Annotated in this window: 12 protein-coding genes and 1 riboswitch; of the genes, 10 read left to right on the top strand and 2 right to left on the bottom strand. The window is 38.5% G+C overall.

The genetic code is table 11. The features are described 5' to 3' along the window. The first annotated feature begins 132 nt into the window (after positions 1-132). The 5 genes from ACIQ2D_RS09765 (at position 133) to aspA (ending at position 4,694) form a co-directional block, all read left to right on the top strand. The gene (locus ACIQ2D_RS09765) at positions 133-1,059 is read left to right on the top strand and encodes a hypothetical protein (protein WP_402863069.1); all 927 of its coding nucleotides are present in this window, start codon (positions 133-135) and stop codon (positions 1,057-1,059) included. 44 nt (positions 1,060-1,103) lie between these two features. Then, a complete protein-coding gene (locus ACIQ2D_RS09760) occupies positions 1,104-2,081 on the top strand; it encodes a thymidylate synthase (RefSeq protein WP_402863066.1) in 978 nt (325 codons plus the stop codon). Between the two features lie 414 nt (positions 2,082-2,495). Further along, positions 2,496-2,711 carry a hypothetical protein gene (locus ACIQ2D_RS09755; protein ID WP_402863063.1) on the top strand — a complete coding sequence of 72 codons (216 nt, stop codon included), beginning with the start codon at positions 2,496-2,498 and terminating at the stop codon, positions 2,709-2,711. A 44-nt stretch (positions 2,712-2,755) separates the two neighbouring features. Next, positions 2,756-2,962, top strand: a complete 207-nt coding sequence (locus ACIQ2D_RS09750; protein ID WP_402863060.1) for a thymidylate synthase — start codon at positions 2,756-2,758, stop codon at positions 2,960-2,962. A gap of 313 nt (positions 2,963-3,275) precedes the next feature. Further along, positions 3,276-4,694, top strand: coding sequence for an aspartate ammonia-lyase (aspA, locus tag ACIQ2D_RS09745; RefSeq protein WP_402863057.1), 1,419 nt, complete (start codon positions 3,276-3,278; stop codon positions 4,692-4,694). Positions 4,695-4,878: 184 nt separating this feature from the next. On the opposite strand, the gene ACIQ2D_RS09740 is transcribed toward aspA, so the two are convergent. Beyond that, positions 4,879-6,261, bottom strand: coding sequence for a vWA domain-containing protein (locus tag ACIQ2D_RS09740; RefSeq protein WP_402863054.1), 1,383 nt, complete (start codon positions 6,259-6,261; stop codon positions 4,879-4,881). A gap of 339 nt (positions 6,262-6,600) precedes the next feature. Between ACIQ2D_RS09740 and ACIQ2D_RS09735 the strand changes: the two genes are divergently transcribed. Both ACIQ2D_RS09735 and ACIQ2D_RS09730 read left to right on the top strand, forming a co-directional pair. Next, positions 6,601-6,843, top strand: coding sequence for a hypothetical protein (locus tag ACIQ2D_RS09735; protein WP_402863051.1), 243 nt, complete (start codon positions 6,601-6,603; stop codon positions 6,841-6,843). After that, positions 6,830-7,312, top strand: a complete 483-nt coding sequence (locus ACIQ2D_RS09730; RefSeq protein WP_402863048.1) for a hypothetical protein — start codon at positions 6,830-6,832, stop codon at positions 7,310-7,312. The genes ACIQ2D_RS09735 and ACIQ2D_RS09730 overlap by 14 nt, the downstream gene beginning before the upstream one ends. Positions 7,313-7,438: 126 nt before the next feature. Here the strand turns inward: ACIQ2D_RS09730 and ACIQ2D_RS09725 are convergent, their stop codons facing one another. Then, complete coding sequence (locus tag ACIQ2D_RS09725) at positions 7,439-9,379, bottom strand: GTP-binding protein (RefSeq protein ID WP_402863045.1); 1,941 nt, start codon at positions 9,377-9,379, stop codon at positions 7,439-7,441. A 186-nt stretch (positions 9,380-9,565) separates the two neighbouring features. After that, a riboswitch (cobalamin riboswitch) is annotated at positions 9,566-9,752 on the top strand. Positions 9,753-9,873: 121 nt separating this feature from the next. On the opposite strand from ACIQ2D_RS09725, the gene ACIQ2D_RS09720 reads away from it, so the two are divergent. Genes ACIQ2D_RS09720 through ACIQ2D_RS09710 form a run of 3 tightly spaced genes read left to right on the top strand, consistent with a single transcriptional unit; the run spans position 9,874 to position 12,765 of the window. After that, positions 9,874-10,932, top strand: coding sequence for a FecCD family ABC transporter permease (locus ACIQ2D_RS09720; RefSeq protein WP_402863042.1), 1,059 nt, complete (start codon positions 9,874-9,876; stop codon positions 10,930-10,932). Then, positions 10,933-11,706 carry an ABC transporter ATP-binding protein gene (locus tag ACIQ2D_RS09715; RefSeq protein WP_402863039.1) on the top strand — a complete coding sequence of 258 codons (774 nt, stop codon included), beginning with the start codon at positions 10,933-10,935 and terminating at the stop codon, positions 11,704-11,706. A gap of 60 nt (positions 11,707-11,766) precedes the next feature. Next, positions 11,767-12,765 carry an ABC transporter substrate-binding protein gene (locus ACIQ2D_RS09710; protein ID WP_402863036.1) on the top strand — a complete coding sequence of 333 codons (999 nt, stop codon included), beginning with the start codon at positions 11,767-11,769 and terminating at the stop codon, positions 12,763-12,765. Positions 12,766-12,790: the final 25 nt, after the last annotated feature.

The raw sequence follows: 12,790 nt of genomic DNA, 5'->3' as shown, positions 1-12,790 counted from the left end.
TTCTAGTGAATATGGAAGTCCGAAATAGGGACTTTCGGAAAACCACTAGCGTTTTTTCGGAATAACACAATGGTTGTTTCGGTAAGAATTATGCTAGTGTAAAAATAACAATATGCTAGAAAGGGTGCGCACATGTTAAAAAAGAGACTTGTTCGAATTATACTTTTTTGTATATTGCTATTCACTTTGTTTTCGGTTGAGACGATAGCAAAGACTACTGACTCTGTTGAAGTGGATGTTTGTATTATCGGTGGTGACAATCATTTTGTCTATAAAATTCCTAAACAGCTTCATAATTCAACTGCTTATGATGAGATGAAGGTTAATATAGAGCAGTCCCTGTCATCACAATGGGAAATTCAAACGGCGCATTATGAGGTGAATAATTCTGTCGTGGAGTATACTTTTTTCATTGAGGACTTATTTCAGCTGAAGAAAAAAGGGCAGATCCAACTAGAAATTCCGTATAGCATTTTAATTGGTATGTTTGGTGAGGATGAAGCTATTCAATTGCGAATTATGGCGAGTAAGCTGACTGATTGGACGGTCAATGCGAAAGAGTGGGCAACATTTGGCTTTGTACAGCCACTGACTTTTTTTAGTGAAAGTGAGTATGTATATGAGGGTCCAGTGAATGAGCTTTTACAGCAGCGGATTGGCAATTTTGATGGAAGTATTGATAAAGTACAGATGTTGGTGCGAAGTGTCATTTATATTAGTTTCATTTTGTTACAAGTGATGACATGTCTATTTTTAGCAGGACGGTTAAAAAAGAGGCTTTTACAGTGCCCTGAGGAAATGCATCAATATAGAAAACTTAGTTATACGTATCAACTCATTCCAGTATTAATTATTATTGCTCAAATAATCTTTGTCGTAATGTCAGGATTACTTACAGCATTTGGTCTATATTTTAGACCGGGTATAGATCTACTACTAATTGTTACCCCTGTTTTACTTAGTATTATTGTAATGCCAATGGTCTTTGTCGCAACCGAGAATAAGGTTTCAAAGGAATCGTGGGAAAATATGGACGTGATTTCACCGGAGCGTAATTGATGTTATAATGTTCAACAGCATAATTGAAGGAGCTGTTAATTGAGATGACGCATCCAGAAACCGCGTATTTAAATTTACTACAACATATTTTAGACAACGGTGTGAAGAAGGAAGACCGCACCGGAACAGGCACATACAGTGTTTTTGGCTACCAAATGCGCTTTGATCTAAGCAAGGGGTTTCCACTCTTAACGACGAAGCGAGTACCATTTAAACTCGTGGCAAGCGAGTTGCTTTGGTTTATAAAAGGCGATACGAATATTCGCTATCTATTACAAAACAACAATCATATTTGGGATGAATGGGCGTTTAAAAAATGGGTTGAATCTGATGAGTATACAGGCCCTGATATGACAGATTTCGGTCGTCGTTGCCTAGTAGATGAAGAATTTAATGCTTTATATAAAGAGGAATTAGCTGCGTTTTGTAAACGTGTTTTATCAGACGATGTATTTGCAAATAAATATGGTGAGCTCGGCAATGTTTATGGCAAGCAGTGGCGAAATTGGACAACATCAACAGGTGAAAGTTTAGATCAGCTGCAAGATGTGATTGATCAAATTAAAACGAACCCGGATTCTCGTCGTTTAATCGTCAATGCTTGGAACCCTGAGGACGTTATTGATGCAGGGAAAAAGGGCAGTAAGGCTGCATTGCCACCATGTCATGTCATGTTCCAATTTTTTGTTGCGGATGGTAAGTTAAGTTGCCAGTTAATGCAAAGAAGTCTTGATACATTGCTAGGATGTCCATTTAATATTGCGTCGTATGCGCTATTAACACATTTAATCGCCCACGAATGCGGGCTGGAAGTCGGAGAATTTATTCATAGTATTGGCGATGCACATATCTATTCAAACCACGTTGAGCAAGTAAAAGAACAGTTGTCACGTGACCTTAGGGACCTACCAACCTTAAAAATAAATCCAGAAAAAACTTCGATTTTTGATATTGAATTAGAAGACTTGACGATTGAAGGATATAATCCACACCCAGCAATTAAAGCACCAATCGCAGTATAAATATAAAGAACTGCCTCAATATACTGGAGACAATTCTAGCCTGCATTATTAACAGGATTTCATGACTGAAACTATTTTACAAACGTAAAAAGACAGAAGTGAAATTTTGTTTATCAAATTTATGGATCATCGTCAAATTATGTGCTTGATATAGAGGAACCGCCGCAATAGCTAATCTCATGGAACGGAAGGCGGCGGCTCAAGGCTCGCCCCCTGGAAAGCGTCCGCATGTAGTGGAATGTGCAGTCAAGTACAGATTTTAGTGTAGAGCCAAATTTAAAAAAGATATTAGTTCAAAATATTCTTTTTTGAACAATTGGCTAGTTGTGTAATGAGTGAATCCATAAATGTACTATAAATTTTATGTAGTAGCTATAGTACTATTTTCTAATTAAAATGATAGGGGGGATTGTTGTGAGAAGAATGAGGGTATTTCATATGGGTGGAAATAAGAGGCATCTACGTTTGATGGAGAATGATACTGTAGAGATTTCGATGCAACAATTAATTAATATGAGAAAACAACATGACAAATACGCAATCTCGCCTAAGTTATCCAAAGAACAGCTACATCAAATGATGCAAGTTGTTGAGGATATTCGACTTAATAGTAACAAAGAGCTACTATAATGCAAACGCCTTCTAAGCTATAATAGCTTAGGAGGTGTTTTTTTATGAACGTAGTATTTGTCGAAACCTTAACAGGTACAGACCTTTTACAAATGGTCTCACATGATGTAGCGGGCATTTTAGCAGCTGCTCAAGGTGAAAGTGTAACGTTTCCAGTTGGCCATTTTAAATATGAATTTCATAACTTAGATTTTTATGAAGAAAACGGTGAAATTCGCCAAGAACTCGTGATCTATGTCACGAAAATATAAGCTAATTAAGCGTTACAGATTTTTTCGATTGCAGTGAAGGGTGAATTAGAAATCCAGAACATGTAAATGGTCGACTTACTGTAACGTCAAATAAATGGGTATGCAATATTATGGCTTGGTACGTAATGTTGTACCAGGCCTATCATGTATTAGTAGATATCACTAAAAATTGATTTATTTCACATAATTGCCCGAAAAGACGGGAAATACAGCTGTTTTGCTATAAGATTCCTTTGAAAAGTTGCGGAGGTTTACATTACACCTTTAATTAGCTACTATACATAAGGAGTATACATAAAAGGAGATTACATCTATGCCCACACTACGTATTGAAAAAGACTTTTTAGGGGAACGCACATTACCGAAAGAAGCATACTATGGTATTCAAACGCTTCGTGCAACAGAAAACTTCCCAATTACAGGCTACACAATTCATCCTGCATTGATTACAGCAATGGGGGTTGTTAAAAAAGCAGCTGCGCTTGGTAATATGGAAGTAAATCTATTACAAACAGACATCGGTAATGCGATCGTTGAAGCCGCTCAAGAAGTTATTGATGGGAAATGGCATGGACAGTTCATCGTTGACCCAATTCAAGGGGGCGCAGGTACTTCTATTAACATGAATGCAAATGAAGTCATTGCAAATCGTGCACTTGAAATTTTAGGGAAAGAAAAAGGCGACTATCAAACAATTAGTCCAAATAGCCACGTCAATATGTCTCAATCGACGAATGATGCATTCCCGACAGCGATTCACATCGCCGTACTTAACTTAGTAGATGAATTACTGGGTACGATGGAGACAATGCAAGCAGTGTTCCAACAAAAAGCGGAACAATTCGCACACGTTATAAAAATGGGACGTACGCATTTACAAGATGCTGTACCAATCCGTCTTGGGCAAGAATTTGAAGCGTACAGCCGTGTCATTAACCGTGATATCCAGCGCATTCGCCAAACACGTCCGAACCTATACGATGTTAATATGGGCGCAACGGCTGTTGGTACGGGGTTAAACGCATTCCCAGATTACATTAAATCCGTTGACGAACATCTAGCTGAAATTTCTGGATTACCACTAAAAGGCGCTACACATTTAGTTGATGCTACACAAAACACAGACGCATATACAGAAGTATCAGGTGCGCTGAAAATTTGTATGATTAACATGTCTAAAATTGCAAATGATCTTCGTTTAATGGCATCAGGTCCACGTGCAGGTTTAGGTGAAATTGTATTACCAGCCCGTCAGCCAGGATCATCTATTATGCCTGGGAAAGTAAACCCAGTTATGCCTGAAGTATTAAACCAAGTAGCTTTCCAAGTCATTGGTAACGACCAAACAATTTGTCTTGCATCAGAAGCAGGTCAATTAGAGTTAAACGTTATGGAGCCAGTACTTGTCTTTAACCTAATCCAATCACTTAGTATTATGAAAAATGTATTCCATGCGTTTACGGAAAACTGTTTGAAAGATATCGAGGCAAACGAGTCACGCATGAAAGAATACGTTGAGAAGAGTGTAGGGGTATTAACAGCAGTAAATCCACATATCGGATATGAAATTGCAGCACGCATTGCGCGTGAAGCAATACTATCAGGTCGCTCGATTCGAGAGCTTTGTATCGAAGAAGGGGTATTAACAGCTGAGCAATTAGATTTAATCCTAGATCCTTATGAAATGACGCATCCAGGTATTGCTGGTGCAAGCATTATGAAATTTAAATAATTATGATGATGAAAGTGCTTCTGTTTTATACGGAAGCACTTTTGTTTTATATAGATTTGAAATCAAGTGGGGGAGTTTTAGGGAATTCGAACGGAAAGCGTAGGCATTATTATTCTCCAAAAGATGCAGAAAAACTTTTTAGTAGAGAGATATTAGGTTGTTCATTAGCCTATAGGTGGATTATTTATTGGTCCTTAAATTGTTCTTTCCACTCATCGACTTTTGTTTTGATTTCGTCTGCTGCTAAATCCGTTTCATTCTTTTTCGTTTCATAAATGCTCGAAAAATTTTCATGTTTAACTTCATACATATCATTAGTTAGAGTAAGGAGTTGTGTCTTTTGATCAACTGAAATTAACTCTTCCTGATGAAGGATGGAAATAGCGCTATCAATGCGCATTTTTTCCCGTTCAGCGGGATACGTCAAAAGATCTTTGAGGCGAAATAAGCTTTCCAGAACGTCAAGATATTCGCGCCCACTTGGCCCATTGATAAATACGAGCTGGCCAATTGTTGGTTTCCACTTCTTTGTGATGTATGTTTCCAGTTCATCTTTATTTTGGACTGTGACAAAATCGCCGTTTCCAGCATCTGCAACTTTCTTCAATTCTGCCTGACCTTTGTCGTCAACATCGAAGCCGATAATATTTACTTTTGCTTGAATATTAGAAGCTTGTAAGAGCTTGGCAGCATCGATAGGGTTTCCGTCGCATGTTTCGACACCGTCACTGACGATATAAACAATGTTCACGTTTTCATTTTCAGGATATGCTTTTAAAAGGTCATGAGCTTTTTCTATAGCTCCTGCAAGGGGAGTCCAGCCGCTTGCTTGGAAACTATTTAGTGAAGCGGTAAAAGTATTTTCGTCATATGGTTGTAACGAATAGACATCTTCTATTGTTCCACAGGATTTTGTTTTATCCTGATCGGTACCTGCACCAACATGCCCATAGGCAAAGAGGGCGACATTGGCTTCTGGTTTTAATTGTTTGGCAAAGGAGTGAACTGCTTCCTTTGCAAGCTCCATTTTCACTCCGCCAGGTACTTCTGCCTTCATACTTCCACTTGCGTCGAGCAGAAGTATTACGTTCATAGACTTTTCTACAGTTTCAGTGGCATTAGGACCTGTAGGAAGTGCGGGCATTGTGAAACCATGCTGCCAGTTTTGAAGGTCTTCGTAATAGTCGATATACTTTCCAGAACCAAGCAAATAGACGAGATGATCATATAGCTCATCAGTCGTCAACTCTGCTTTATCTTTGAAGTATTTTGGGAGCTCTTCCTTTAAAATAGGTGTGAATTCATTTTGATGAAAGCCCAAATAGCCTAACACATTAATGCCGCGTCCGAGTTCCGTTTCTTTATCGATATATTTATCTGTCCACAGCCCTGATTTTTGATGAATCATTTCATCCAAAGTCCGTGGTGCGCTCGGTATACTGTTGTCAATAGGAGCTGTTATTTCTGATTCATTCGGTTTATTTTTCATATCAGTCGGGGACGAACATCCACTTATTAGAAAACCTGCGCATATGACCAAGTTGAGTACTGAAATTCTTAATTTCATACCGACTTGTCCTCCTTTTATTTCCTCTTCTCCATTTTCCCATTCTTTTCAAATTGTATATATAGGGAAAAAAACCTTTTGATATTTGGTGAATTGGAACTATTCTAATATATAAGTTGATGTATTGAATTTTGTATGTGAACTTACTCTAGGTTGGGTTTCATTCCACTTCACTTCACTTAGTGCGAGGTGGGTATTTTCACTTCATTGAACGTTCCAGCTACTACAAATGGATACTTATTTGATAAATTGCGTTAAACCGTTTCATAGAGGCCCCTTTTTTGTATATCGATGTTGGTTTAGCCGTTTAACATCGTATCAAATCGGGTGTCTTTATTTATGTTTTCACTGGAAACAGACCAAACAAGTAAAAGTATTATGATAAGTGATTTAAAAGAGCAATTTGAATGTGACTTGATTTTAGTGAATTGTAAGGAAACATTAGAGCAAATGCAGATTTTTATCGAAACCAATGGTAAGACAGGTAACAAAAAAGGTGAAGGCAACCATGATGACAATGTAATTGGTCTTGCGTTAGCGGTACAAGCGAGAAAAAGGAATAAGTGGTATGTTTGGGGTTGATATAGTATCATTCTCCATATTAGGAATAATTGGAAGGGGAATTGCAATGAAAAATAAAAAAGATGAGATGAAACTATCTGAAATTTTTAATAAAATTGGTGTCAATAACCCTAATGAGATTATACAGTATGAAACATTTGAAAAGTTAGTTGATAATTTTTCTAAATTACCAAAAGAATCTTTAGAAGATGTTTTGAGAAACATACCTAATTTTCAAGAACTTGTGAAACAATATATGGAGAATCTTAATCTTTCATACAATAAAATCATAGATGATTTAATTGAAGAGAAAAGAAAAGTAGAAATTTTGAATGAAATAAAGTCAATTAGAAAGACAATAATATTGAAAGATACAATCTATAATATACAGAATAATAAAATTCTCCAAATTGGAGCAGGGGTAGTTGTTACTATTGTAGGGGTAGTTGTTACTATTGCAGGGGTACTACTTGCAAAAGGTAAAAGGTAAATTAAATAATATTTTTTTAAAAGCATCCTTTTCTTTTTTGGAGGGCTTATTTTATCTGGTAGTGTTTTATACTACCTAAAAAAACAGACTCAACCCTAAATATTGAGTTAAGTCTGTTTTTTTATTTTAGCGTAAGCAGTGCATGGCCTCTTGTGCTTCTTGCCATGGTACTGAATAGCCCTTGCCCTTAGCGCAAAATATACTAGAGGAAGTATATTCAGTATCGGCATTTTTATCATAGCCAATTTGTGCTAAAATCTCATCTGCATTATGACACACATCATAACCATCAAACTGCAGTGACAGTGAGCCTTTGCCATTTGTGTAAGCGGCAAAACTAGTGCTATAGCTCATGAATGTTGCGACAGGGGCACGACCAGTTAGTATAACGTGCTCCTCTGTCAAAATGGGCGTATCAAAAGTGCCTGCTGCTTGTTGAATATCAGTCATCATACGACCAATAAAATCGTTTGGTGCCTTAAGCTTGAAGCGGTAATACGGTTCAAGCAATACATTTTCAGCTTGTTCGAGTCCTTGACGTAGTGCTCGGAATGTTGCCTCACGAAAATCGCCACCATCTGTATGTTTAATATGCGCCCGTCCGGTAAGTAGGGTAAAACGTATATCTGTGACAGGGTAACCTGTTAATAATCCATGATGCTCGCGCTCAAATAGATGTTTTTCAATAAGTCGTTGATGTCCGACTGATAAGTCATCAGCATGGCATGCATTGACGAATGTATTTCCCGTCCCACGCGTGTTCGGCTCCATCAATAAATGTACCTCGGCATAATGCTTTAACGGTTCAAAATGACCGTAGCCCGTCACAGTCGTCCTAATTGTTTCCATATATAAGATTTTCGGCTCACCAAATGCAATGGCTAGAGAAAAGCGATTAGCTAGCACTTCACAGAGAACCTCAAGTTGAATAACCCCCATAATATGTACGTAAATCTCTTGGAATTTCTCGTGCCACACAACTCGTAACGTAGGCTCCTCCGCTTCAAGCAAACGGAAGATTTTTAAAACATCTTTTATATGCTGCCCGCCATCATATTGCACCTTTGCTTGTAATGTCGGTATAAGTTCAAACGGTTGCGGACTAATTGAACTACCTAGGATATCACCGATTTGAGCCTGGCTTAGTCCTTTAACTGCAAATATTTCCCCAGCACATACTTCTTTTACAGTTTCAAATCGACTACCGTTATATATACGGATTTCTGTTACCTTCTCTGTAAACTCACCAAACGAAAAATCATCACGAACATGTAATGTGCCTTGCAATGCTTTTATAAATGTGAGGCGTTGATGGCCGTCATGACGAATTTTGAATACCTCGCCTTCAAACGGTAACTCATTGTCATAATGTGTAGCGGTAAGTAGGGGGATTTGCGCTATAAACTCCTTGATGCCAATATCTTTTAATGCAGATCCCATAAAGCAAGGAAAGGCTTGTTCTTCTTTAATCATTGCTTGCAAGCTTGAAAGGCAAGTAGGGGCATCTAGTGATTCAGTAAGAAAAGATTCGAGTAGTAGTTCGTCTCGTTCCGCAAGCCATTCGGCAACATGGCTTGATACATAGTCCGAACGAAGTGGCTCCTCTATAAGTAATACGTCATCTGAACATTCCTTCTGAAGCTGAGCCATAACCACTTTTACATCGGCACCTTCACGATCAATTTTATTGATGAAGAAAAATGTAGGGACATGATATTGACGTAGTAGTTGCCACACTGTTTCGGTATGTCCTTGCACTCCTTCAACCGCGCTCACGATAATGATTGCGTAGTCCATGACACGTATAGCACGCTCCATTTCTGGTGAAAAGTCGACGTGACCTGGTGTATCGATAAGTGTGTATGTATCATTACCGATTTGCATGCGACCTTGCTCTGCAAAAATAGTAATACCACGCGCACGTTCGATCGCATGATTATCTAAAAAGGTATCTTGGTGATCGACACGCCCTCTAGCTTGAATACTATTTGTATGGTAAAGAAGCTGCTCGGAGAAAGTTGTTTTTCCTGCATCGACATGAGCGAGCACGCCAATTGTTTTAAACATAAAAATCCTCATTTCTATCTTTCATTGTCTATTATTGTAACAGAAAATTTTCTAAAATTGATTTCTTGTAACATAAATAGGCTTTATGATTAAGTAGTGCTAATATATTAATGATTATTGTTAAATGGATAATTTTGTTTGATTGCTAGAATGAAATAGTTCTGCTATTCTAAATTTTATAACTAAATATGAAATAAATTTATTGGTGCACATGTCTTTGGGCATTTGCTTAAAAGGGAAATCGGTGTAATTCCGATGCTGTCCCGCAACTGTAAATGGGGAGTCTATACATTATGTCACTGTAGCTAAGCTATGGGAAGGCGTTTAGATGTTGAACCTAAGCCAGGATACCTGCCAATAATAGCAACACATTTACATAGAACCACGAGGATGGTTGTAGTGACAGGGAAGAGACGCCCATTATTTCACTATGACATCCTCTTGTAGACAAGGGGATTTTTTTTATGCCCTTTGTTTTAAGAGGGGAGAGCGTTTTGAAGAATCAAACAACAAGAAAGATAGCTCTACTACTAGTAGTACTAATTGGTGTCGTCTTTGTATCGACGACGATAGCAGTCATGGTGGGCTCTGTATCGATCACACCAAGTACAGTGTGGCGAGTAATTTTATCCCATGCGCCTTTCAATATGTTTGGCATTGAAGCGGACTGGAGTCGCTCACAAGAAATTATTATATGGCAAATTCGTACACCACGTGTATTACTAGCTATGATCGTTGGCGCTGGTCTAGCAATATCGGGTGCAGCTATTCAAGCACTAGTTCGTAATTCCATTGCAGATCCATATATTTTAGGCATATCATCAGGTGCATCCGTAGGGGCAACCTCTGTAATTTTACTTGGAGCTTTTTCCTTTTTAGGTATGTATGCGCTGTCATTCGCGGCATTTATTGGGGCGACAATTGCAGTGATAATTGTGTTTTTCCTAGCACGCGTACAGGGGCGAATATCAGTTATCCGTCTATTATTAGCTGGTATTGCTGTGTCACTGGTGCTATCGGCGATGACGAACTTTATGCTCATGATGTCGAAAGAAGAGGGCGGTCTGAAGGCAGTAATGTATTGGATGATGGGCAGCTTGGCTGGTGCAAAATGGGCGAATTTATCAATCCCATTCTTCGTATTTATTGTTGTCTATCTAATTTTACGACTACACTCGCGGCATTTGAATTTACTCTTACTTGGAGAGGAATCTGCAGTTACGCTCGGAGTAAATTTAGATAAATTTCGACTGCTTCTTATTCTATTAATCTCTCTGTTAACTGGTGTGTTAGTGGCAGTAAGCGGGGCAATTGGCTTTATCGGCCTTATCATTCCGCATATCGTACGAATGCTTGTTGGCTCTAATTATAAATTTGTATTACCAGTAAGTGCATTACTTGGTGCGATATTTTTAATATGGGCTGACGCTGTAGCGCGTATTGTCATTGCCCCAGAGGAAATGCCGATTGGGATAATAACGGCTTTATGTGGTTGTCCATTCTTTATTTGGATGCTACGCAAGCAAACATATTCATTCGGGGAGGGCGATTAAATGGTATTCGTTGCACAAAATCTTTCTTTTGCTGTGCAAAAGGCGAAGATATTGGAAAATGTTTCGATGCATATTCATGAGCGAGAGTTTGTTGGTTTAATTGGTCCTAATGGTAGTGGGAAATCCACGCTTTTAAAAAATATGTACCGGATGCTCAAGCCACAAGCAGGAGATGTGTTTTTATTTAATGAAAACATTTATAAGCAATCTGCAAAGGAGATGGCCAAACAGCTTGCTGTTGTAGGGCAGGAAACACCAGTGTTATTTGAGTTTACAGTAAAGGACCTTGTGGCTATGGGGCGTACGCCGCATAAACGACTCATTGAAGGCGATACGAAAGAAGACCATGATATTATTGAGCAATCGATGCGCCAAGCAGGCATTGTTCATTTAAAGGATCGTAATTTTAGCTCCTTATCCGGTGGTGAAAAAAAACGTGTCATTGTCGCAAGGGCATTAGCGCAGCAGGCAAAGGTCATGGTATTAGACGAGCCAACAAATCATTTAGATGTTCAGCATCAGCTACAGCTAATGGATTTAATACGAAGTTTACCTATTACAGTAGTGGCTGCTTTACATGATTTGAATATTGCAGCGACTTACTGTGACAAAATTTATGTGTTGCAAAACGGAGAAATCAGGGCCTACGGGGCACCACAAGATATATTAACACCGGCATTATTAAAAGATGTATTTGGTGTACATGCAGAGGTCAGCGTGCATCCTGTTACGAAAAAACCACATATTTTCTATATACCAGAGCAATTCTTGTAGTTAGCAAAGGGATCATAGATTTCTTTCTATATAATTTTTATCATTAAAGGAGAAATAGACATGAAGACATTAAAAAGAACGTGGCTTGTTCTTACAATTGCAACGTTAAGTATTCTAGCAGCTTGTGGGAACGGTGAAGAGCAGAAACCAGCAACACAAAGTGAACAGTTAGACCCAGCAAAAGCGGCAGCAACAGAGGTAATGATTGAAAATAACGATACGACACAGATTTATACAGAAGCACCTAAAAAAGCGATTAGTTTAAACCAGCATGTCACAGAAATTATGCTTGCATTAGGGTTAGAAGATTCAATGGTCGGAACAGCGTATTTAGATGATGAAATCTATGCACCTCTAAAAGACGTCTATGATAAAGTTCCAGTTTTGGCTGAGCAGTACCCTACAAAAGAGCAGGTGATTGACGCAGAAGCGGATTTTTTATATGCAGGTTGGAAGAGTGGCTTTAGTGAAAAGGGTGTCGGTACACCAGAAGAGCTTGAGGCACTAGGGATTCACACATATTTACATACATCTTCGAGCATCACAAAGCCTTTATTAGAGGATATTTTCACGGATATTCGTAATATCGCAAAAATATTCCAAGTAGAAGAGCACGGGGAAGCATTAATTGAACAGATGTCAAAAGAGGTAGAAGACATTCGAGCGAAGCTACCTCAGAGCGAGGATGAATTACGTGTCCTTATTTTTGATAGTGGTAAGCAAGATGTTACTACAGCAGGGCAAAATTTCATGAATGAGCTTGTCACTGTGGCAGGTGGTAAAAATATTTTTGGTGATGTTGAGTCTGGATGGACAACTGTTTCAAAAGAAGACACAGTAGAGCGCAACCCTGAAGTTATTGTTGTTATTGACTACGGGACTACTAGCGCAGAGGGAAAAATTAATTTCTTGAAAAATGATCCAGCGTTAAAAGAAACAGATGCGGTGATGAACGAGCGTTTTGTTATTTTACCATTATCGGCAGCATCAGAAGGTGTTCGTGCAGCTGAAGCCATTCAAATTTTAGCACAAGGATTTTATCCTAAGAGTTTTCAATAAAGAAGTGGGGCTGGCAATATGCTGG

It is taken from the genome of Lysinibacillus sp. NPDC097287, assembly GCF_044761695.1.
Lineage (GTDB): Bacteria > Bacillota > Bacilli > Bacillales_A > Planococcaceae > Lysinibacillus.
This window is presented reverse-complemented; position numbering and strand designations above follow the sequence as displayed.